Consider the following 21,953-nt stretch of genomic DNA (forward strand, 5'->3'; position numbering starts at 1 on the left):
CGCGGCGGGGGGGCTCCCCCGGGGCGGGGCCCGCCCGCCGGGGTCCACTTTTTTTTTTGTTGGTCGGGGGCGGCGGGCGCGGGTGGCGCCGCGACCCCCCCCCCCCCCCCCGGCCCGCTCGCTCTCGATGAGCTCGTTCAGCCAGCGCACTTCGCGCTCCACGGATTCCATCCCGTGGCGCTGGAGCTCAAGCGTGTAGTCGTCGAGGCGCTCCCGGGTGCGGGCCAGCGAGGCGCCCATCTTCTCCAGGCGCTCCTCCAGCCGGCTGCGGCGGCCCTCCAGCACGCGCATCCGGACATCGCGCGAGGTCTGCCCGAAGAAGGCGAACCGGGCGGCGAAGGTCTCGTCCTCGTACGCGTCGGGGCCGGTCTGCGAGAGCAGCTGTTCGAAGTGTTCCTTACCGTCCGCGGTCAGCCGGTAGACGATCTTGGCACGGCGGCCGGAGAGGGGGGCGGCGAGGGCGTCCTCGGTGCTGTTGCCCGGTTCCTCGATCAACCAGCCGTTGGTGACCAGCGTCTTGAGGCAGGGGTACAGCGTGCCGTAGCTGAACGCCCGGAACACTCCCAGTGATGTGTTGAGTCGTTTGCGCAGCTCATAGCCGTGCATCGGGGATTCGCGGAGCAGGCCGAGGACGGCGAACTCAAGGATCCCTGAGCGCCGGCTCATGTCGCCTCCTCTCTGCCGCGGCCCGTCGGACGGGCGCCGTGACGGTCTTTATGTCGCGCTGATGTATCGACTCGATACATCTAGACGATAGAACGGCCTTCCGGGTGGGACAAGAGGGAGAACGGTGAACGGCGTCACATCACTGATTCGTAGGAAGCAAGTTGCCTGTTTTGGGGTGAACTTCGGGGCTAGGCGGGTTTTGACGGTGCGTAGTCTGTGCGCCATGCGAACCACCGGGAACCACGTGGCGCGTGAGGACGTCATGGTCCTCGGTGCAGTACGGGTGAATGCGGAACAGACCACATCCGTACTTCGGGGGGACCGGAAACCAGCCGCTGTTTCCAGGCGCGCACGGATGCGCCTGCCCGAGGAGTAACCGTTCGATGAGCGAGCACCGTCGCAAACCGCCGCCGCCGCAGGGAGACGGACGTGCCGCGGCCCGACGTGGCCCGGCCGCCTCTTCCTCCGGCCGCAGTGCGGCACCGCGAGGCGCCACCGGGTCTCCCTCCGACGCCTATGGCTCGGATGACGGGTCGGGAGGCGAGGAGCGGCCGTACGGCGGCCGTGCCGAGGCCCGCCGCGCGGCGCAGAGAGGCGCAGGAGGCCGCCGCAGGGCGGCGGAACCGGGCCGGGGAGGCCGGCGCGCGGGTGCCACCGGGCCCGGCCGGGGCAGAGCGCGCGGAGGCGCGCCCGGAAAGAAGCGGATCATCGACTATCCGCGCGTGGACCGGGACGGCTGGCACCGCTGGGTGCCGTCGTGGAGGCTCATGTCCGGGCTGTGCCTGGCCTTCTTCGGCAGCATGGTGGCCGTGGCCGGTGTCGGCTACGCGCTGGTGAGCGTGCCGGACGTGGCGCTGACGGCCACCGCGCAGAACAACGTCTACTACTGGAGCGACGGCACCGAGATGGTGTCCACCGGTGGTGAGACCAACCGGCAGATCATCAACCTCTCGCAGATCCCCAAGGAAATGCAGAACGCGGTGATCTCGCAGGAGAACAAGACGTTCGAGACGGACAGCGGCGTCGACCCGATGGGCATCGCCCGTGCCGTGTACAACATGGCCCAGGGCCAGGACACCCAGGGTGGCTCCACGATCACCCAGCAGTACGTGAAGAACGCGATGCTGGACGATCAGTCGCAGACCCTCACCCGCAAGTTCAAGGAGCTGTTCGTCTCCATCAAGGTAGGCACCTCCGTCCCCAAGGACGAGATCATGGAGGGCTACCTGAACTCCGCGTACTACGGCCGCAACGCCTACGGCATCCAGGCCGCCGCGCGCGCGTACTTCAACAAGGACGCCATCGACCTGAACGCGGGCGAATGCGCCTTCCTGGCGGCGACGCTCAAGGGCGCCACCTACTACGACCCGGCAGGCTCGACCGCCATCGACCCCGCTGCCACGCCGGAGGAGAACAGCAGGCGGGCGCTGCTCCAGATGCAGGACACGCTGAACAAGATGGTCGAGTACGGCCACCTCAGCGCCGAGGAGCGGGCGAAGTTCACCGAGCTTCCCGAGGTCCAGAACCCGCGCTCCAACACCGCCCTGAGCGGTCAGATCGGCTACCTCGTCGACCTCGCCAACGGCTATCTGGTCAACAACGAGGAGAAGACCAACGTCTCCGAGCAGCGGCTGCGCGAGGGCGGCCTCTCCATCCACACGACCTTCGACAAGAAGAAGGTCGAGCAGTTGGAGAAGGCGGTCGAGGGCGTCCAGGAGGCGAACATCGACCCGGAGAAGCGCCCGGACACGGACACCCACGTCCAGTTCGGCGGTGCCTCGATAGACCCGGCGTCCGGCGCCATCGTCGCCATCTACGGCGGTGCGGACGCCACCGAGCACTTCACCAACAACGCCGACCAGACCGGCGCCCAGGTCGGCTCGACCTTCAAGCCGTTCGTCCTGGCCGCCGCGATGAACTGGGGTGTCAGAGACCCGGAGCTGGGCCCGGTGCAGGCCCAGGAAGAACGCACCCAGGCCTCCCCGGAGAGCCTGTACAGCGGCGAGAACAAGCTGAAGATCAACAACTACGACGGCTCGGTCTGGCACGACGAGGACGGGAAGGAATGGCTCCAGGTCAACGACGGTGACGACACGTACGGCGAGGAGCCGGACTTCGCCATCGACCTCCGTACGGCCATGCAGCACTCGGTGAACTCCGCCTATGTGCAGCTCGGCATGGACGTCGGCCTGGACAAGGTGGAGGAGGCGGCCATCGACGCCGGTCTGCTGGAGGACAGCCTGACCGGTATCGACTTCCCGTCCTTCTCCCTCGGTATCTCCGACCCCAGCGCGATCCGCATGGCGGGCTCGTACGCCACCTTCGCCGAGAGCGGCGAGCAGAACGACCCGTTCTCGGTCACCAAGGTCACCAGCAAGGACGGCGAGGTCTTCAAGCACGCGGGGACGCCCAAGCAGGCCTTCAGCTCGAAGGTCGCCGACAACGTCACCGACGTGCTGAAGACCGTGGTCGAGGACGGTACCGGCACCAACGCCCAGTTGGAGGGCCGGGAGGTGGCCGGCAAGACCGGCACCACGGACGACAACCTGTCGGCGTGGTTCGTCGGCTACACCCCGCAGCTGTCGACCGCGATCAGCATGTTCCGGTACCCGGACGACGAGACCGTGAAGAACCGTACGTTCCTGCCGATGTACGGGACCGGTGACCAGGACTCCATCCACGGTGCCTCGTTCCCGTCGGAGATCTGGCACGACTACATGGACGAGGCGCTGAAGGGCACCAAGGCGGAGAAGTTCCCGGAGCCCGAGCCCATCGGGGAGATCGTCAACGACAAACCGTCACCGACTCCGACGCCGACTCCCTCGGCCACTGAGACCGAGGAGGAAGAGGAGAGCCCGACCCCGACGCCTCCCCCCTCCACGACGCCGACGACTCCGTCACCGCCCGCGCCGAGCAGTACCTGCACCGACTTCTTCGGCTGCGAGGAGGACGGCGGTACCGACAACGGCGGCACGGACACCGGCGGCACTGATACCGGCGGCATCGACGGTGGGGTGACCGACTCACCGGACCCGTCGGAAACCACCGGAGAAACCGGCGGGAACAACGGAAACAGCAATGGCAACGGAAGCCTCTTCGGAGGCGGGAACGGGTCAGGGACCGGCTAGCCGGTTTCGCCCATCGCGGATGTTTCACGTGAAACACACCCGACGTTTCACGTGAAACAGGGTCCGCCGCAGGCAGCAGGGCCGTCGCATCGACCGGATGCGGCGGCCCTCGCCGTTTCCCCAGCGCCGTACGGCAGGATGTCCCCCATGCCCAGTGCAGAATCGACGCAAACGAGCGCGCGCGAGCCGGACACCGTGCGGCCCACGACCACGGACGAGGTCGCCGCGAGCGGCAGCGAGCTGATCGGGGGCCCCATCGGACGGCGCGCCCTGCTCGGGACGTCCTGGTGGACCCCGGTACGAGTCATCGTGCTCGTGGCGATCGGGATGTTCGCCCTCGGCCTGGTCCAGAAGGCGCCCTGCTACGACGGGGCCTGGTTCTTCGGCGCCAGTTCGCAGTACACGCACGCCTGCTATTCCGACATCCCGCACCTCTACCAGGGGCGCGGATTCGCGGACGGGCTGGTGCCGTACTTCGACCGGCTGCCCGGCGACATGGAGTACCTGGAGTACCCGGTGCTGACCGGTGTCTTCATGGAGGCGGCCTCCTGGCTCACCACGGGCAGCGGCACCATCCAGCACCAGGAGCAGTGGTACTGGATGGTCAACGCCGGGATGCTGATGGTGTGCGCGGCCGTCATCGCCGTGTGTGTCACCCGCACCCACGCCCGGCGCCCCTGGGACGGTCTGCTGGTCGCCCTGGCGCCCGCGCTGGCGCTGACCGCCACCATCAACTGGGACCTGCTCGCGGTCGCCCTGACGGCCGCGGCGATGCTGATGTGGTCACGGGGCCGTTCGCTGGCCTTCGGAGTGCTCCTGGGGCTCGCCACGGCCGCGAAGCTCTATCCGTTCCTGCTGCTCGGGCCGCTGCTCGTGCTGTGCTGGCGGGCGGGTAAATGGCGTGACTTCGGCAAGGCCCTGGCGGGCGCGGCCGTCGCCTGGGCCGTGGTGAATCTGCCGGTGATGCTGTTCGCCTTCGACGGCTGGTCGAAGTTCTACACCTTCAGCCAGGAGCGCGGCGTCGACTTCGGCTCGTTCTGGCTGATCCTCGCCCAGAACTCCAGCGACCCGCTGAGCACCGAGACCGTCAACACCCTGGCCACCCTGCTGATGCTGCTGAGCTGCGCGGGCGTCGCGGCCCTCACCCTGACCGCGCCGCGCCGGCCTCGCTTCGCCCAGCTGGCGTTCCTGATCGTCGCCGCGTTCATCCTGACCAACAAGGTCTACTCACCGCAGTACGTGCTGTGGCTGATCCCGCTGGCCGTGCTGGCCCGGCCCAAGTGGCGGGACTTCCTGATCTGGCAGGCGTGCGAGGTGGCGTACTTCCTCGGCATCTGGATGTACCTCGCCTACACGACCAGCGGAGACGCCCACAAGGGCCTGCCGACCGACGGCTACCACTGGGCGATCGGCGTGCATCTGATCGGGACGCTCTACCTGTGCGTGATGGTCGTACGCGACATCCTGATGCCCGAGCGGGACGTGGTCCGGCTGGCGGGCGACGACGACCCCTCCGGCGGGGTGCTCGACCGCGCGCGGGACGTCTTCACGATCGGCCCGGCGGCGCGGGCGTCACGGCACGCCGATGCCGAGGAGTACGGCGGCGGGCCGCAGGTGAAGTGGGGAAGCCCGAGCAGGGGCGACGGCGGAGGTGGCCCGGACCGCGGGGACGGCTGGGACGACCTGGACGGTCAGGACAGCGGGGACCACGAGGAGGTCCGGGACAGCCGTTCGCCGTGAGCGAACGGGCGGGGCGTCCAGGAGAGGGCGCCCCTCGGCAGGACACGGAGATCGGCATACGGGACGCGTCATACCGAGGGCCGTGCGCGGGTTCGCGTACGGCCCTCTTTGTCACCGCGTTCCACGTGGGCGTTTCCGTGTCGGCTCAGCGGTCCACGATGCGGTCGAACTGGGTGGTCGTGTGCCGGAGATGGGCTACCAGCTCGTCGCCGACCTTGGGCTCCGGGGCGTCCGACGGCACGAACAGGATCGACACCTGCATGTGCGGCGGCTCCGCGAACCAGCGCTGCTTCCCGCCCCAGACGAACGGCGAGAGGTTCCGGTTGACCGTGGCGAGTCCGGCCCGGGCGACGCCCTTGGCGCGCGGCATGACCCCGTGCAGCGCCTTGGGGGCCTCCAGACCCACCCCGTGGGACGTTCCGCCCGCCACGACGACCAGGTAGCCGTCGGAGGCCGTCTTCTGCTGCCGGTAGCCGAAGCGGTCGCCCTTGGCGACGCGGGTGACGTCCAGGACGGCGCCGCGGTACTCGGTGGCGTCGTGGTCGCCGAGCCACAGCCGGGTGCCGATCCGCGCCCGGAAACGGGTCTGCGGGAACTGCTGCCGGAGCCGGGTGAGTTCATCGGCCTTGAGATGGCTGACGAACATCGTGTGCAGCGGCAGCCGGGCCGCGCGCAGCCGGTCCATCCAGCCGATGACCTCCTCGACGGCGTCGGAGCCGTCGGTGCGGTCCAGCGGGAGATGGATGGCGAAGCCCTCCAGGCGGACGTTCTCTATGGCGGCGTGCAACTGCGCCAGGTCCTGCTCGCTGATGCCGTGCCGCTTCATCGAGGACATCACCTCGATGACCACCCGAGCGCCCACCAGGCCGTACACACCGTCGATCGAGGACACCGAGCGGATCACCCGGTCCGGCAGCGGCACGGGCTCCTCGCCGCGCCGGTACGGCGTCAGCACCAGCAGGTCACCGCCGAAGAAGTCCTTGATGCGCGCCGCTTCGTACGTGGTGCCGACGGCGAGGATGTCCGAGCCCAGCCGGGTGGCCTCCTCGGCGAGCCGTTCGTGCCCGAACCCATAGCCGTTGCCCTTGCAGACCGGGACGAGCCCCGGGAACTGCTCCGTCACGTGCTTGTGGTGCGCCCGCCAGCGCGCGGTGTCGACATACAGCGTGAGCGCCATGGCCGGACCTGGAACCTTTCTCCTGGCTGCGGTGTATCAGAGGTATGAACCTGCGGTGTGGCAGAGGTGTGAGTGCTATGGAAACAGATGCTCCGGACTCAGCGGCGCGACATGTAGATGTCGAGGGCCTTGTGGAGCAGCTTGTTCAGCGGGAAGTCCCACTCGCCGAGGTACTCGGCCGCCTGCCCGCCCGTGCCGACCTTGAACTGGATCAGGCCGAAGAGATGGTCGGACTCGTCGAGCGAGTCGGAGATGCCGCGCAGGTCGTAGACGGAGGCGCCGAGCGCGTAGGCGTCGCGCAGCATCCGCCACTGCATCGCGTTCGAGGGCCGGACCTCCCGGCCGATGTTGTCGGAGGCCCCGTAGGAGTACCAGACGTGGCCGCCGACGATCAGCATCGTCGCGGCGGAGAGGTTCACGCCGTTGTGGCGGGCGAAGTACAGCCGCATCCGGTTGGGGTCCTCGGAGTTGAGGGCCTTCCACATGCGCTCGAAGTACGACAGCGGGCGGGGCCGGAAGTGGTCGCGCACGGCCGTGATCTCGTACAGCCGCTGCCACTCCTGAAGGTCCTGGAAGCCGCCTTGGACGACCTCGACACCGGCCTTCTCGGCCTTCTTGATGTTGCGCCGCCACAATTGGTTGAAGTTCTTGTGCACCTCTTCCAGCGACCGGTTCGCCAGCGGCACCTGATAGACGTAGCGGGGCTGTACGTCGCCGAAGCCGGCCCCGCCGTCCTCGCCCTGCTGCCAGCCCATCCGGCGCAGCTTGTCGGCGACCTCGAAGGCGCGCGGCTCGATGAAGTCGGCCTCGGTGTCCCGCAGCCGCTTCACATCCGGGTCCTGGATGCCCCTCTTGATGGACGTGGCCTCCCAGCGTCGGATGATCACCGGTGGGCCCATCTTCACGGAGAAGGCGCCCTGCTGCTTCAGATGCGCCAGCATCGGCTGGATCCAGTCGTCCAGATTGGGCGCGAACCAGTTGATGACCGGGCCCTCGGGGAGATACGCGAGATACCGCTTGATCTTGGGAAGCTGCCGGTAGAGCACCAGACCCACGCCCACCAGTTCACCGCTGCGGTCGTCGATCCAGCCCAGGCTCTCCGCGCGCCACTCCGCCTTCACGTCCGCCCAGGCCGGGACCTGCATGTGACTCGCCGCCGGCAGACTCTGGATGTACGCCAGATGCTGCTCGCGGCTGATGGTCCTCAGGGTCAGGGTCATTCGGGGCGCTCCTCGGGCTGGTGTGTCCCCATGGGTACAGGGGCTCCGGCTCTCGCGCCGAAGCCTACTGCGCCCGGCCTTCAGCCCGACCGGGCGCACGGGACCTTCGCCCCTGCCCGAGGACTACGGGGGCGTGCGACGGCGTGTTGCGTATGCGTTCCGCGAGTTGTGCGGGTGCTGTGGGTGTCGTGGACGGGTCCGCTCGGGTCGGCGGGTCCGTCCGGGGTCATGGGGCCGTTCGGGTCGGCCGGTCCGGACGGGGGTGTGGGTCCGTTCGGGTCGGCGGGTCCGATCGGGGCTACGGGGCCGAGTGGAGCCACAGGGCCGAGTGGGTCGGCGGATCCGTTCGGGACTGGCCGGTCCGTTCGGGACCACGGTCCGTTCGGGTCAGAAGAGCCCGCCGAAGAGCCCGCCGTGCGCCATGCCGAGGAAGAAGCCGACGGCCGAGGCACCGAGACCCAGGATCAGCCCGAAGCGCTCACGTGTGGTCACCGAGACCCACTGTCCGTAGGCGCCGGTGAAGATCCCCACCAGGCCCGTCCAGGAGCTGAGCAGATGGAGGCTGTGGAACTGCGCCGTGACGAAGGCGATGATCCCGAGCGTCAGGGTCACCGCGAGCAGCGTGTCCTGGAGTGGGTGGGACTTGCCGTCCGAGGCCAAGAGAGATCCGGCGGTGTTGGGTCGCAATGCCTGTGCCATGGGGCACCTCCTGCGAGAGGGCGGCGCATCGTAGCGCCATACACACCCGTTGTGTACCGATTGTCAGCCCTCCCGGCCGGATTTCAACCGGACGCGGGTGTGCGGGTAGTCTGTACCGTCTGCACCGGTGTCTGCCCAGCCCGGGACCAGGGCATACCGCCCGGTCCGGAGCGGGAACGCCGCCGACGACCTCTGGATTGTCAGTGGCGCCCGATACCGTTGCCTACGCATCACAACCCTCCTGCCACGGAGCGACCGTGGCCGCTGAGTCCAAAGGAGGTGGGTTATACATGCGTCACTACGAGGTGATGGTCATCCTCGACCCCGAAATCGAGGAGCGCTCTGTCTCCCCGCTGATCGAGAACTTCCTCTCCGTCGTCCGTGACGGAGGCGGAAAGGTCGAAAAGATCGACACCTGGGGCCGTCGGCGTCTCTCGTACGAGATCAAGAAGAAGCCCGAGGGGATCTACTCGGTCATCGACCTCCAGGCCGAGCCTGCGGTCGTCAAGGAACTCGACCGCCAGATGAACCTGAACGAGTCGGTCCTCCGGACCAAGGTCCTCCGCCCCGAGACCCACTGAGCCTCAGCTCAGCGGAGACCGGGATTCGAGTAGCAAGCAGCCAGCAGCAAACCCGCCGAGAGGTTCACCCATGGCAGGCGAGACCGTCATCACGGTCATCGGCAATCTTGTCGACGACCCCGAGCTGCGCTTCACCCCGTCCGGTGCGGCCGTCGCGAAGTTCCGTGTCGCGTCCACTCCCCGCACCTTCGACCGTCAGACGAACGAGTGGAAGGACGGCGAGAGCCTGTTCCTGACCTGCTCGGTCTGGCGTCAGGCGGCGGAGAACGTCGCCGAATCGCTCCAGCGAGGCATGCGCGTCGTCGTGCAGGGCCGGCTGAAGCAGCGGTCCTACGAGGACCGTGAGGGTGTCAAGCGCACGGTCTACGAGCTGGACGTCGAGGAAGTCGGCCCCAGCCTGCGCAATGCCACGGCCAAGGTCACCAAGACCGCTGGACGTGGTGGTCAGGGTGGCGGGTTCGGCGGCGGTGGCGGTGGCGGCCAGCAGGGCGGCGGCTGGGGCGGCGGCTCCGGCGGCGGTCAGCAGCAGGGCGGCGGCGCTCCCGCGGACGACCCGTGGGCGACCGGCACTCCCGCCGGTGGCCAGCAGCAGGGCGGCGGCGGTGGCTGGGGCGGTGGCTCCAGCTCCGGCGGCGGCGGTGGCGGCGGCTACTCGGACGAGCCCCCCTTCTAGTCCCTCGGGCCTTGTGCCCGTGGTCGAAGGCGGGTCGTACCCCACACTTCTTGATCACACAGGAGAAACACCATGGCGAAGCCGCCTGTGCGCAAGCCGAAGAAAAAGGTCTGCGCTTTCTGCAAGGACAAGGTCACGTACGTGGACTACAAGGACACGAACATGCTGCGGAAGTTCATTTCCGACCGCGGCAAGATCCGTGCCCGCCGCGTGACCGGCAACTGCACGCAGCACCAGCGTGACGTCGCCACGGCTGTGAAGAACAGCCGTGAGATGGCGCTGCTGCCCTACACCTCCACCGCGCGCTAAGGGAAGGGTGACCGAATCATGAAGATCATCCTCACCCACGAGGTCACCGGCCTCGGTGCCGCGGGCGACGTCGTCGACGTCAAGGACGGTTACGCTCGCAACTACCTGATCCCGCGGAAGTTCGCTATCCGCTGGACCAAGGGTGGCGAGAAGGACGTGGCGCAGATCCGCCGCGCTCGCAAGATCCACGAGATCCAGACCATCGACCAGGCCAACACCGTGAAGGCCCAGCTTGAGGGCGTCAAGGTCCGTCTGGCTGTCCGCTCCGGCGACGCCGGTCGTCTCTTCGGTTCCGTCACCCCGGCCGACATCGCCTCGGCGATCAAGGCCGCCGGTGGTCCCGAGGTCGACAAGCGCCGCATCGAGCTGGGCTCCCCGATCAAGACCCTGGGCGCCCACGAGACGTCCGTGCGTCTGCACCCCGAGGTGGCCGCGAAGGTCAACATCGAGGTCATCGCCGCGTGACGCTGCGTCTGGTTTGAGCAGTTGAAGAGAGGGGGGGGGGGGCGGCGGGGGGGGGGGGCGCGGACGCCGGCGAGAGCGGGCGGGAGGGGGGCGGGTGGGGTGGTGTGTGTGTTGGTGCCGCCCGCGCCCCGCCCCCCCCCCCCCGCGCCCCCCCCCCCTCTCCATTTCCCGTGACCGGGGGCGCTTTCGCATGTCTGGGTGAGTGCGGGTGGAGGTTTCCCGGGCGCGCTGGGGTGTGCTGGGTGATGTTTCACGTGAAACAGGACGATCTTTCACGATGTTTCACGTGAAACGGCGCTGTGCAAGGGAACTGGCGGTCGTACGGGTCAGCGTGTGGCGCCCGTGACGATCCAGCGGCCGGAGCGGGTGCGCCACCACAGGGTGAGCAGCCGCATGGTCATCATCAGCGTCATGGCTCCCCAGATCGCGGTCAGTTCGCCGCCGAGGGTCGGGATCAGCAGAGCCACCGGAGCGAAGACCGCCAGGGTGAGGATCATGGCCCAGGCGAGGTACCGTCCGTCGCCCGCGCCCATCAGAACGCCGTCCAGGACGAAGACCACACCGCAGATGGGCTGCGAGAGGGCGACGACGATCAGTGCGGGCAGGGCCGCGTCCGTCACCGCGGTGTCGCTGGTGAACAGGGGCAGGAGGACCGGGCGGGCGACGATCACCGCGAGCCCCAGAGCGATGCCCACGGCGATACCCCACTCGACCATGCGACGGCAGGCCTGTCGGGCGCCTTCGATGTCTCCGGCGCCGAGATAGCGCCCGATGATCGCCTGTCCGGCTATGGCGATGGCGTCGAGGGCGAAGGCGAGCAGGCTCCACAACGACAGGATGATCTGGTGCGCGGCGATGTCGGCGTCTCCGAGACCGGCCGCGACGGCGGTGGCGATCATCAGGATCGCCCGGAGGGAGAGCGTACGGACGAGGAGCGGTACGCCGGCCTGCGCAGAGGTTCTTATGCCGGCGAGGTCGGGACGTAGAGAGGCGCCGTGGCGACGGGCTCCCCTGATCACGACGAACAGATAGGCGGCGGCCATGCCGTACTGGGCGATGACGGTGCCCCAGGCGGATCCGGCGATGCCGAGTCCGGCGCCGTAGACCAGGACGACATTGAGGATGCCGTTGGCGACGAAGCCGGCGATGGCGACGTACAGCGGTGTCCTGGTGTCCTGGAGCCCGCGCAGGACACCGGTCGCGGCGAAGACGACGAGCATCGCGGGGATGCCCAGCGCCGAGATGCGCAGATAGGTGGTGGCGTAGGGGGCCGCTGTGTCGGAGGTGCCGAAGAGGTCGACGAGGCCCGGGGCGGTGGGCAGGACGACGGCTATCACCACGGTGCCGAGCAGCAGGGCCAGCCAGATGCCGTCCATGCCCTGGCGGATGGCGGCCTGGAGGTCCCCGGCGCCGACACGGCGGGCGACGGCCGCGGTGGTGGCGTAGGCGAGGAAGACGAAGACGCTCACGGCGGTCAGCAGCAGGGCGGAGGCGACGCCGAGTCCGGCGAGTTGGGCGGTGCCGAGATGGCCCACGATCGCGCTGTCCGCCATGACGAAGAGGGGCTCGGCGACGAGTGCGCCGAAAGCCGGGACGGCCAGTGCGACGATCTCGCGATCGTGCTGTCGCCGGACAGCCTTGGGTGCCGCGGGGGCCTGTGTCATGAGCACAAATGTAATCGTCCACAGGTAAGAGATGCAATGCGCAAGTGACCCTTACTTATGGTTGCGGTGTGTGTGCTCCTCCGTACGGCTTGAAGTGATCTTGGGCCGACTGGGAAAGTTTTTCTTCTGCACAGCCAGTGGATGGTGAAGGTGCAGGTCAGAGGTGTTCTGTCGAACATCGGCCGAGCTTGTTCACAGCACTGTCCACCGGGTCGTGCACAGGTTTCGGGGGGTTCTCCACAGCATCCGGGCCGTCGTCCACATGGCCTGTGGATAACCAGATTGGCTGACGGTGCCCAGGGGCCTAACGTGGACCCTCGCCCACTCCCTCCGACGGCTGATGAACCGTCATAAAACCGACGCGCCACAACCGGAGCCGGGCCTCTTATTTGTCAGTGCCGTGCCGTAGAAATGAGGGGCACGGCGAGGTCCGCTGGGCGGACGGGAGGAGGTGGCTCGGTGAGCATTTCCGAGCCCTTGGACGACCCGTGGGCCGACAGCGGTCCGGGTGATCGTCTGCCCTCCCGACGGCGCGGCGATGGCACGCGCGGGCGCGACGAGCAGCACGACCGGGGGTCCGAGAGCACGGAGTGGGAGGGGGGCGGGCCGTCCTTCGAGCGGGTCCCGCCGCAGGACCTCAACGCCGAGCAGTCCGTCCTCGGCGGCATGCTGCTCTCCAAGGACGCCATCGCCGACGTCGTGGAGATCCTCAAGGGCCACGACTTCTACAAACCGGCGCACGAGACGATCTACCAGGCGATCCTCGACATCTACGCCAAGGGCGAGCCGGCCGACCCGATCACGATCGCCGCGGAGCTGACCAAGCGCGGCGAGATCAACAAGGTGGGCGGGGCGTCGTATCTGCACACCCTGGTGCAGACGGTGCCGACGGCGGCGAACGCCGAGTACTACGCGGAGATCGTGCACGAGCGGGCGGTCCTGCGCCGCCTGGTGGAGGCCGGCACCCGCATCACGCAGATGGGATACGCGGCCGACGACGACGTCGACGAGATCGTCAACCGCGCCCAGGCGGAGATCTACGCCGTCACCGAACAGCGCACCAGCGAGGACTATCTGCCGCTCGGCGACATCATGGAAGGCGCGCTGGACGAGATCGAGGCGATCGGGTCGCGCACGGGCGAGATGACCGGCGTACCGACCGGCTTCACGGACTTCGACTCGCTGACCAATGGCCTGCACCCGGGCCAGATGATCGTGATCGCGGCCCGTCCCGCCATGGGCAAGTCGACGCTCGCGCTGGACTTCGCCCGCGCGGCGTCGATCAAGAACAATCTGCCGAGCGTGATCTTCTCCCTGGAAATGGGCCGCAACGAGATCGCGATGCGTCTGTTGTCGGCGGAGGCCCGGGTCGCTCTGCACCACATGCGCTCGGGCACGATGACGGACGAGGACTGGACCCGGCTGGCCCGCCGGATGCCGGATGTCTCGGCGGCCCCGCTCTACATCGACGACTCCCCGAACCTGTCGATGATGGAGATCCGCGCCAAGTGCCGCCGCCTGAAACAGCGCAACGACCTCCGGCTGGTCGTCATCGACTACCTCCAGCTGATGCAGTCCGGCGGCTCCAAGCGCGCCGAGAGCCGCCAGCAGGAGGTGTCGGACATGTCCCGTAACCTCAAGCTTCTCGCCAAGGAGCTGGAGGTCCCGGTCATCGCCCTCTCCCAGCTCAACCGTGGCCCCGAACAACGCACCGACAAAAAGCCGATGGTCTCCGACCTGCGCGAATCCGGCTCGATCGAGCAGGACGCGGACATGGTCATCCTCCTCCACCGCGAGGACGCCTACGAGAAGGAATCCCCCCGAGCGGGCGAGGCCGACCTGATCGTGGCCAAGCACCGTAACGGGCCCACGGCGACGATCACGGTTGCCTTTCAGGGGCACTATTCGCGGTTTGTGGATATGGCGCAGACCTGATTCAGTGCCCGGGCAATGGGCCGAGCGGTCCCCCTGACGGGATTGCCCCCGATCAGCGGCAGGCCAAGAAGACGGCCGAGGAAGTCGCAGGTCCACGAGATGATCGGGTCATGACTGAGATCGTCTTGATGTCCGACCCCAAGGTCGCCGCCGTGCCGGTGGAGGAGTGCGGGGAACGGCTCGTGGATGTGCGCCGGGACAGCCCTCTGCTGGTGGACGGGCGGAAATGGCAGGACTCCGCCGGCGCCTTCGCCCATCTGCGAGAGGGTGTGCTCGGTCGACTTCTCGAAGCGCAGGCGCTGTTGCCCGGCGGGATGCGGCTGCTGTTCGTCGAGGGGTATCGCCCGCCGTCCCTCCAGCGTCACTACTTCGAGAAGTACACGGCCCAACTGCGTACCGAACACCCGGAATGGGACGCTGCGTACGTCCGTACGGCGGCCAGTCGCTATGTCTCTCCGCCCGAGATCGCGCCGCACGGCGCTGGGGCGGCTGTCGATCTGACGCTCGCCGATGACGAGGGGCGTGAACTCGACATGGGCACTCGTATGAACGCGACTCCGGAGGACAGCGCGGGCGCCTGCTACACATGGGCCGACAACATCACTGAGGACGCGCGTTCCCGGCGGGGCGTCCTGGGCACGGCACTTACCGCCGTCGGCCTGGTCAACTACCCCACGGAGTGGTGGCACTGGTCGTACGGTGATCGATATTGGGCCTTGGAGACTGGGGCGGCCGTTGCTCTCTACGGGCCCACTGAGCTGGACCGGGCGCAGAAGGTGCGGTAGCGGTCGAGGGCTTCCCTGGCGTCCGGGACGAACTCGCGATCCTGGGCGAGAGCGTGGACCTCCGGTTCCGTCAGCCACGCGTGCCACGTGATCTCGGCGGGGTCCGGGCGTATCGGCCCCGTGACGACGACCTCGTGCAGGGCGAGCCAGTACGGGCTGATGGCACCCTCGCACCGGAACTTGAGTACGAAACGCGGGTGGGCCCGGACGCCGATCTCCTCCGTCAGTTCCCGTGCGGCGGCGGCCTCGTACGATTCGGCGACGTTGACCGCGCCTCCGAGCATCCAGTTGAAGTGGCCCGGGAACAGGCTCGCGTCCTCCGGGCGGCGGTGGACGAGGACGCGGCCGGCCGGGTCGCGGCACACGACCGTCGCGATGCGGTGAAGCCATTTCCGGCGGATGGCCTCCGACCGGTTCACGACGGACAGGATCTCGTCCTGTTCATCCACCCGTTCGACCTGCTCGTTCAGTTTGCTCAGTTCGTTCAGTTCACCCGGTTCGGTCATGGGGACACGGTGGCACAGGGGGTGTGCGAGGCGAGGTGTTCCTTCGAACGGAAGGCTTTCCGTGCCTCTCACAAGGCAAAATATGCTCGACGTTCGGCGTCTCAGCAGGTGGACTGGGAGTATGACGACTCCTCACGAAGAACTGCTTCCCCAGACGCGCCGTGCGTTGCTGCACCGGATCGCCGTCGGACAGGCCGAAGGGCGGGCGCCCTCGCTGGTGGCGGCCGTGGTGCGGGGCGGGCGGACGGTGTGGACCGGGGCACGGGGTTCCGTGGACGGGGCGGTGCCGGACGAGAACGTGCAGTTCAGAATCGGGTCCATTTCCAAGACCTTCACCGCCGTGCTGGTACTGCGGCTGCGGGACGAAGGGCTGGTCGATCTCGGGGATCCGGTGGAGAAGCATCTCCCGGGCACCGGGCTCGGGGAGGTCACCGTCGCCCAGCTCCTCGCCCACACCAGCGGACTGGCGGCGGAGTCGCCGGCGCCCTGGTGGGAGCGCACCTCGGGGTCCCTGCGCCCGGAGCTGAGCGACGTACTGGGTGAGCAGCCCTTCCTGCATCCCGTCGGGCGCCGATTCCACTACTCCAACCCCGGCTACAGCGTCCTCGGGGCCCTCGTCGAGAAGCTGCGCGGTGCGCCCTGGGAAGAGGTGCTGAAGCGGGAGGTGCTGGAGCCGCTCGGGCTCGACCGCACGAGCGGGCTGCCGCAGGCGCCGCACGCGGGCGGCTGGGCGGTGCATCCCTGGGCCGACGTGCTGCTCCCCGAACCCGCTGAGGACCTCGGCGTCATGGCCTCCGCCGGGCAACTGTGGTCCACCGCAGCCGATCTGGCCCGCTTCGCCGTCTTCCTGACGCGGGGCGACGAGCGCGTGCTGAGCGCCGAGACCGTACGGGAGATGCGCGTCCCCGCCACGCCCGGCGAGGCCGCCGACATCGTCGACGGGTCCAGCTACGGCCTCGGCCTTCAGCTCCAGCGCCACGACGGACGGCTGCTCGTCGGCCACTCGGGCTCGCTGCCGGGTTTCCTGGCGAACCTCAGCATCAGCGTCGAGGACGATGTCGCCGCCGTCGCGCTGACCAACTGCACCTCCGGCCCGATGCCTTCCCTGATCGGCGCCGATCTGGTCCGTATCGTCGCTGAGGCCGAGCCCCGGATCCCCGAGCCGTGGCGTCCGCTGCGGGAGGCCGATCCGGCGCTGCTGGAGCTGGTCGGCCCGTGGTACTGGGGGACGAACGGCTTCGCCCTGCGGCTGTCCGCCGACGGGTCGATCTCCCTCGGGCCGCTCACCGGCAACGGCCGACGCTCGCGCTTCCGCCCCGACGGCGACGGCACCTGGACCGGGTTGGAGGGCTACTACGCCGGAGAGCTGCTGAAGGCCGTACGACGGCCCGACGGCTCCGTGAGCCACCTGGACCTCGGGTCGTTCGTCTTCACCCGGCAGCCGTACGACGAGACGGCTCCCGTGCCTGGTGGCGTGGACCCGGAAGGGTGGCGGGGGATCGGCCAGGGCGGGCTCTGAAGGCCCTGAGACCCTGAGGGTCCTGAAGGCCCTGGATGCTCTGGAGGGTCCTCCCGTTAACTGGGCTCTCAGTAGCTGGTGGAGGTTGGAGGCGGGCTTCGTAGGCTGCTGCTGAGTGGCGGCCCGGGTGCGGAGCCCGGGGCACGGGCCCGGTGGGGTGTTTCACGTGAAACACCCCACCCCGTCGGCCAACAGGACACCGGCCGCCCGCCGCCCGCCGCACTCCGCCAAGCCGATCCCGTACCGGTCCCACTCAGAGCTGGAGCTTGAATCCCACATGGGACGCCGCGAAACCCAGCCGTTCATAGAAGCGGTGCGCGTCCTTGCGGCTCACGTCCGACGTCAGTTGCACCAGCCGGCAGCCCTGCCGCCGCGACTCGTCCACCGCCCACTCGATGAACCGCGTGCCGAGCCCGTCGCCGCGTTCGTCGGCGTGGATGCGTACGGACTCGATGATCGAGCGTGTGGAACCCTCCCGTGAGAGTCCGGGGACGATCGTGAGCTGAAGGGTCCCGATCACCCGCCCGTCACGGATGGCGACGACCAATTGCTGGTTCGGGTCGGCGTTGATGCGCTCGAACGCCGCCAGATACGGGGTCATGTCCTCCGGTGACTCACGCTGGGCGCCCAGCGGGTCGTCCGCGAGCATGCCGACGATCGCGGGGACGTCCTCGCTCGTGGCGCGGCGTATCTCAAGATCTCCCATGTCGGCCCCCTACGCGGCCCGTGCGGGCACCTTCAGTGTCTCCACCACCCGCACCAGCGGTGCCAGCTCCGGATTCCGGGCCGCCTGGTCCAGCGCCTCGCGGAGCGCCGTGTCGTTCGTCGGCCGCGCTTCCGCCAGCAGCTTCAGGCCCGCCTCGGTGACGTTGGTGTAGATGCCCCGGCGGTCGGTCGGGCAGAGATAGCGCGCCAGCAGGCCCCGGTCCTCCAGCCGGCTGACCAGCCGAGTGGTGGCGCTCTGGCTCAGCACGACCGCGTCGGCGACCTGCTTCATCTGGAGGTGGCCTTCGTCGCCGTCGTGCTGCCTGCTGAGCACGTCCAGGAGGGAGTACTCGCGCACGCTCAGGTCGTGACCGGCCTGGAGAGCGCGCTCGATGTGGGCCTCGATCCTCCCGTGCAGCAGGGAGAGGGCGCACCAGCCCTGGGCGAGGGCGGTGAGCGCGGGGTCCGTCGCTGTCATGGGTGTTTCCTCCGTCCCGGAGCCACTGACGACCAGGATAGAGCAGGGCTGCAATATCCCGCTCTTGCAAGTATGCGGCGTGTGCAATTAATGTGAACGCAGGCAAAGAGCATCTGCAATCGTCTGGGAAGGTCTCTCACCCCATGCCTCTCGCGCTCCTGGCCCTCGCGATCGGGGCCTTCGGAATCGGCACGACCGAGTTCGTGATCATGGGCTTGCTGCCCGAGGTCGCCGGTGACTTCGGGGTGTCCATCCCCACGGCCGGCTTCCTGGTGACCGGCTACGCCCTCGGTGTGGTGGCCGGCGCCCCGCTGATGACGGTCCTCGGCACCAAGATCTCCCGCAAGCGGATGCTGATGCTGCTGATGGGACTGTTCATCGTCGGCAATCTGCTCTCCGCCGTGGCCCCCGCCTTCGGTGTCATGCTGGCCGGCCGGGTGGTCGCCTCGCTCGCCCACGGCGCCTTCTTCGGCATCGGCTCGGTCGTCGCGGCCGAACTGGTCGCCCCGACCAAGAAGGCCGGCGCCATCGCGATGATGTTCACCGGCCTCACGGTCGCCAACGTCGTCGGGGTGCCGCTGGGCACCCTCATCGGCCAGTCCGTGGGCTGGCGGGTCACCTTCGGCATCGTCGCCGTGCTCGGCGTGGTCGGTCTGGCCGGTATCGCCAGGCTCGTTCCCGACACACCGAGGCCGGAAGGCGTGCGTCTGCGGCACGAACTGGCCGCGTTCAAGAACGTCCAGGTGCTGCTCGCCATGGCGATGACGGTCCTCGGCTTCGGCGGCGTCTTCGCGGCCATCACCTACATCGCGCCGATGATGACGAACGTCGCGGGCTTCGCCGACGGCTCCGTCACTTGGCTGCTGGTCCTCTTCGGCCTCGGTATGGTCGGCGGCAACCTCATGGGCGGACGCTTCGCCGACCGAGCCCTGATGCCCATGCTGTACGTCTCGCTGGGCGCCCTCGCCGTCGTCCTCGCGCTCTTCACGCTCACCGCGCACGACAAGGTGCTCTCGGCGGTCTCCGTCTTCCTGATCGGCGGCCTCGGCTTCGCCACCGTCCCGCCGCTCCAGAAGCGCGTCCTCGACCAGGCGCACGGCGCCCCGACACTCGCCTCGGCCGTGAACATCGGCGCGTTCAACCTGGGCAACGCCCTCGCCGCCTGGCTCGGCGGGATGGTCATCTCCGCCGGCCTCGGCTACACCGCCCCGAACTGGGTCGGCGGGCTGCTCGCCGCGGCGGCGCTGGTCCTGGCCGTGGTCTCGGCCGCGCTGGAACGCCGTACGGGGCCGCCCGGCGCGGTGGTCGCCGGATCAGGCGGCGCATCGGTCGCATCGGTCACTGTGGGCTCCGGTGGCGGTGCCGTGGCCGGTGAGCGGGGCGTTGGCGCGGCCCACCGCTGACTTTCGCCGGTCCCGCCGGTCCAGCCGCTGGGAGCGCCGACGGCCCTGCGGCTGGCGCCAGTGGTCCCGGACCTGGACCCGAATCAGTGGATCCGTGTCAGTGGCCCCGAATCAGTGGACACGCATCAGCACGCCCGCCGCTCCCGGAATCCGTACCGGCGTGCCCGCCAGTCCCTGTATTCGTAACGGGCGCCCGCGTAAGGAACTCACCTCACCCCGCTGCGATCGTCAGCGGAGCGAACCGCCGGCTCCAGTCGCCGGGCAACTCGCCGATCCCGTACGTCATCACTGTGTTGAAGGAAGCGGACGCCAGCCCGCGCTCCTGCGCCCAGGCCAGCAGCTCGGTGTGGCGTACGTCGATGTCGGTGCGCAGCGGGCGTTCGGAGTGGGCGGCGACGGAGGTGATGAGAGCCTTCGCCGTCTCCGTGTCGCGGGCGATCAGCGGGCCGACGACCTGGGTGTCCATGTTCGGCCAGGCAGCCGCGTAGCCGGTGATCCGGCCGTTCTCCTCGGCCACCCGCAACTGGTCGGCGAAGGCGGGGAGCCGGGTGATGAGGTGCGTGCGGTCGCTGCCGAACACCGCGCCGTCCAGGCGGAGCAGCGCGGAGATGTCCTCTGCGGTGGCGGCCCGGGTGGCGACCTGGGGCGTCGTCCCGCCGGGGGTGAATCGCCCGCGCAGCATCTCGGCGCGGCCGGTGGCCTTGAAGCCGAGTTCCTCGTAGAGCGGGCGCCCGTTCGGGGTCGCGTGCAGGGTCAGCGGGGTGGTGCCCATCTCGGCGACGACGTGGCGCATCAACCGGCGTCCGACGCCCTGCCGGGCATGTCGCTCGGCGACGAGCACCATGCCGATGGCCGCGAGATCGGGGCGGCCGTGCGGGCCGTACTCGGTGACGACACAGGCGGTGACGAGACCGCCGTCGGGATCGTCGATGCCGTAACCCTGCCCGGCGGAGAGGAGCAGGCCCCACTTGTGCTCCTCGCGCGGCCACCCCCTGTCCGCGGACAGGTCGGCGCAGTCCCTGAGATCGCGACGGGTCAGACGGCGGATGGGCAGATCGGCGAGCGAAGAGGTGGGCACGCAGGTCAGGCTGTCCGAAGGGCGGGCCCGCCGTCCACCCGTTTCGACTGACACGTACCGGCATTTGGCCACGCCGGGGCCCGGTGGGCAGCGCCTCCACGGCCGGGGGTGTTTCACGTGAAACGTCGGCGAACGGCGAGCGTCGCGGGTGTCGGCGGACGGGGGCGTCGTCAGAACTGAGCCGCAGGTACTGAGTCGCAGGTACTGAGTCGCAGGAACGGAGTCGCAGGAACTGCCGCAGAACTGAGCCGCAGAATTCGAGCCGTAGCGACTGAGCCGTCGAAAGGGATTGCCTGGACTGAGCCGTCAGGCTGAGCGGAGAGCCCCGGCTCTCTGCGGCTAGCCTCGGCGCCATGCCAAGACTGCATCTGTTCGACCTCGACGGCACCCTGCTGTACGGCACGTCCGCGCCCCTGGAGATCTCGCGCCAACTCGGCTTAGAAGCCGAGACGATGACGCTGGAACAGGAGATCATGTCGGGCTTGATCGGCCCGCCGCAGTACGCGGAGCGGATTTATGGGCTGTGGTCCGGACTGACCGACCCACACGTGACGGCGGCTTTCGAGGCTGCTCCCTGGATGGCGCGGATTCGCGAGGTCTGGGCCGAGATCCGCCGCGCGGGCGACTATTGCGCCGTCATATCGCTCTCGCCGTCCTTCTTCGTCGAGCGGCTGACCGGCTGGGGAGCACACGCCGCATTCGGATCCCGTTTCCCCGCGGTGCCGTTCACGGAACCGCTGGACCCTGCCGGAGTGCTCAGCTCGGCGGCGAAAGTGCGGATCGCGGATCGGCTGTGTGAACAGTTCGGGGTGACCCGAGCCGACTGTGTCGCGTACGGGGATTCCCTGTCGGACAAGGACCTCTTCGGCGCGGTTCCGGTGTCCGTCGCGATCAACGCCGACCTTCATCTGTCCGGGCTCGCGACCCATGCCTACGTGGGGAAGGATCTATCGGATGCCTACGAATTGGTGTCCTCTGCCCGGTAGTTGAGGGAATAGACGGTTGGCCCCCGCACGCCCCCTGACCGCCGTCCCAGGAATTCATCCCGAGGCCGGGCGGTACTTGTGCGCCCGGCGATGGCCGGTATGGTCAACTCCGGTTCTCATGAGGGCGAGCGGCGCCGATCCGGTGCGAGACCGGAAACAGGGCGGATGAGCGTACTGCGGCCAATGTCACACTCTGGCCTTTCTTGTCCGTGCAGACTGTGCATACGGGTTGAATG

Annotated in this window: 20 protein-coding genes; 11 read left to right on the forward strand and 9 right to left on the reverse strand. The window is 68.6% G+C overall.

All coding sequences use genetic code 11. From position 1 onward, the window contains the following. The coding region (locus ACFXAZ_RS12400) for a PadR family transcriptional regulator (RefSeq protein WP_384588466.1) at nt 1-666 on the reverse strand (666 nt) is incomplete at its 3' end. 383 nt (nt 667-1,049) lie between these two features. Here ACFXAZ_RS12400 and ACFXAZ_RS12405 point away from each other — a divergent pair. Further along, the gene (locus ACFXAZ_RS12405) at nt 1,050-3,794 is read left to right on the forward strand and encodes a transglycosylase domain-containing protein (protein WP_384588469.1); all 2,745 of its coding nucleotides are present in this window, start codon (nt 1,050-1,052) and stop codon (nt 3,792-3,794) included. A 147-nt stretch (nt 3,795-3,941) separates the two neighbouring features. Beyond that, a complete protein-coding gene (locus tag ACFXAZ_RS12410; protein WP_384588472.1) occupies nt 3,942-5,534 on the forward strand; it encodes a glycosyltransferase family 87 protein in 1,593 nt (530 codons plus the stop codon). Between the two features lie 145 nt (nt 5,535-5,679). Here ACFXAZ_RS12410 and ACFXAZ_RS12415 read toward each other — a convergent pair whose 3' ends face one another. The 3 genes from ACFXAZ_RS12415 to ACFXAZ_RS12425 form a co-directional block, all read right to left on the reverse strand. Further along, nucleotides 5,680-6,711 carry an alanine racemase gene (locus ACFXAZ_RS12415; RefSeq protein WP_382682579.1) on the reverse strand — a complete coding sequence of 344 codons (1,032 nt, stop codon included), beginning with the start codon at nt 6,709-6,711 and terminating at the stop codon, nt 5,680-5,682. A 98-nt stretch (nt 6,712-6,809) separates the two neighbouring features. Further along, entirely contained in the window at nt 6,810-7,931 is a 1,122-nt protein-coding gene (locus tag ACFXAZ_RS12420; protein WP_382682577.1) for a lipid II:glycine glycyltransferase FemX, read from the reverse strand. Between the two features lie 387 nt (nt 7,932-8,318). Then, nucleotides 8,319-8,630, reverse strand: a complete 312-nt coding sequence (locus tag ACFXAZ_RS12425) for a hypothetical protein (protein WP_384588476.1) — start codon at nt 8,628-8,630, stop codon at nt 8,319-8,321. 290 nt (nt 8,631-8,920) lie between these two features. On the opposite strand from ACFXAZ_RS12425, the gene rpsF reads away from it, so the two are divergent. From rpsF to rplI, 4 genes are all read left to right on the forward strand, one after another. Continuing rightward, nucleotides 8,921-9,211, forward strand: coding sequence for a 30S ribosomal protein S6 (rpsF, locus tag ACFXAZ_RS12430; RefSeq protein WP_384588479.1), 291 nt, complete (start codon nt 8,921-8,923; stop codon nt 9,209-9,211). Nucleotides 9,212-9,281: 70 nt separating this feature from the next. After that, nucleotides 9,282-9,884 (forward strand): single-stranded DNA-binding protein, encoded by a 603-nt coding sequence (locus ACFXAZ_RS12435; protein ID WP_384588482.1) that lies wholly within the window; start codon nt 9,282-9,284, stop codon nt 9,882-9,884. Between the two features lie 72 nt (nt 9,885-9,956). Further along, complete coding sequence (rpsR, locus tag ACFXAZ_RS12440; RefSeq protein ID WP_003949403.1) at nt 9,957-10,193, forward strand: 30S ribosomal protein S18; 237 nt, start codon at nt 9,957-9,959, stop codon at nt 10,191-10,193. 18 nt (nt 10,194-10,211) lie between these two features. Next, nucleotides 10,212-10,658 carry a 50S ribosomal protein L9 gene (gene rplI, locus ACFXAZ_RS12445; protein WP_384588485.1) on the forward strand — a complete coding sequence of 149 codons (447 nt, stop codon included), beginning with the start codon at nt 10,212-10,214 and terminating at the stop codon, nt 10,656-10,658. Nucleotides 10,659-10,984: 326 nt separating this feature from the next. Here rplI and ACFXAZ_RS12450 read toward each other — a convergent pair whose 3' ends face one another. Beyond that, complete coding sequence (locus ACFXAZ_RS12450) at nt 10,985-12,322, reverse strand: MATE family efflux transporter (protein WP_384588488.1); 1,338 nt, start codon at nt 12,320-12,322, stop codon at nt 10,985-10,987. 459 nt (nt 12,323-12,781) lie between these two features. Here ACFXAZ_RS12450 and dnaB point away from each other — a divergent pair, with 459 nt between their 5' ends. Continuing rightward, nucleotides 12,782-14,257 carry a replicative DNA helicase gene (dnaB, locus tag ACFXAZ_RS12455; protein ID WP_384588491.1) on the forward strand — a complete coding sequence of 492 codons (1,476 nt, stop codon included), beginning with the start codon at nt 12,782-12,784 and terminating at the stop codon, nt 14,255-14,257. A 110-nt stretch (nt 14,258-14,367) separates the two neighbouring features. Beyond that, nucleotides 14,368-15,042, forward strand: a complete 675-nt coding sequence (locus tag ACFXAZ_RS12460) for a M15 family metallopeptidase (protein ID WP_384588494.1) — start codon at nt 14,368-14,370, stop codon at nt 15,040-15,042. Here the strand turns inward: ACFXAZ_RS12460 and ACFXAZ_RS12465 are convergent. Then, nucleotides 15,000-15,548, reverse strand: coding sequence for an NUDIX hydrolase (locus ACFXAZ_RS12465; protein ID WP_384588497.1), 549 nt, complete (start codon nt 15,546-15,548; stop codon nt 15,000-15,002). The two genes, ACFXAZ_RS12460 and ACFXAZ_RS12465, sit on opposite strands and share 43 nt — an antisense overlap. Nucleotides 15,549-15,669: 121 nt before the next feature. Here ACFXAZ_RS12465 and ACFXAZ_RS12470 point away from each other — a divergent pair, with 121 nt between their 5' ends. Further along, complete coding sequence (locus ACFXAZ_RS12470; RefSeq protein ID WP_384588500.1) at nt 15,670-17,067, forward strand: serine hydrolase domain-containing protein; 1,398 nt, start codon at nt 15,670-15,672, stop codon at nt 17,065-17,067. A 253-nt stretch (nt 17,068-17,320) separates the two neighbouring features. On the opposite strand, the gene ACFXAZ_RS12475 is transcribed toward ACFXAZ_RS12470, so the two are convergent. After that, nucleotides 17,321-17,773: a GNAT family N-acetyltransferase gene (locus ACFXAZ_RS12475; RefSeq protein WP_384588503.1), complete on the reverse strand. Its 453-nt coding sequence runs from the start codon at nt 17,771-17,773 to the stop codon at nt 17,321-17,323. 9 nt (nt 17,774-17,782) lie between these two features. After that, nucleotides 17,783-18,250: a MarR family winged helix-turn-helix transcriptional regulator gene (locus tag ACFXAZ_RS12480; protein WP_384588506.1), complete on the reverse strand. Its 468-nt coding sequence runs from the start codon at nt 18,248-18,250 to the stop codon at nt 17,783-17,785. Nucleotides 18,251-18,393: 143 nt separating this feature from the next. Between ACFXAZ_RS12480 and ACFXAZ_RS12485 the strand changes: the two genes are divergently transcribed. Next, the gene (locus tag ACFXAZ_RS12485) at nt 18,394-19,653 is read left to right on the forward strand and encodes an MFS transporter (protein ID WP_384588509.1); all 1,260 of its coding nucleotides are present in this window, start codon (nt 18,394-18,396) and stop codon (nt 19,651-19,653) included. Nucleotides 19,654-19,864: 211 nt separating this feature from the next. Here the strand turns inward: ACFXAZ_RS12485 and ACFXAZ_RS12490 are convergent, their stop codons facing one another. Continuing rightward, the gene (locus tag ACFXAZ_RS12490; protein WP_384588512.1) at nt 19,865-20,731 is read right to left on the reverse strand and encodes a GNAT family N-acetyltransferase; all 867 of its coding nucleotides are present in this window, start codon (nt 20,729-20,731) and stop codon (nt 19,865-19,867) included. Nucleotides 20,732-21,084: 353 nt separating this feature from the next. On the opposite strand from ACFXAZ_RS12490, the gene ACFXAZ_RS12495 reads away from it, so the two are divergent. Next, complete coding sequence (locus ACFXAZ_RS12495) at nt 21,085-21,717, forward strand: HAD family hydrolase (protein ID WP_384588515.1); 633 nt, start codon at nt 21,085-21,087, stop codon at nt 21,715-21,717. The last annotated feature ends 236 nt before the right edge of the window (nt 21,718-21,953 follow it).

It is taken from the genome of Streptomyces sp. NPDC059477, from assembly GCF_042749375.1.
Taxonomy (GTDB): Bacteria; Actinomycetota; Actinomycetes; order Streptomycetales; family Streptomycetaceae; genus Streptomyces.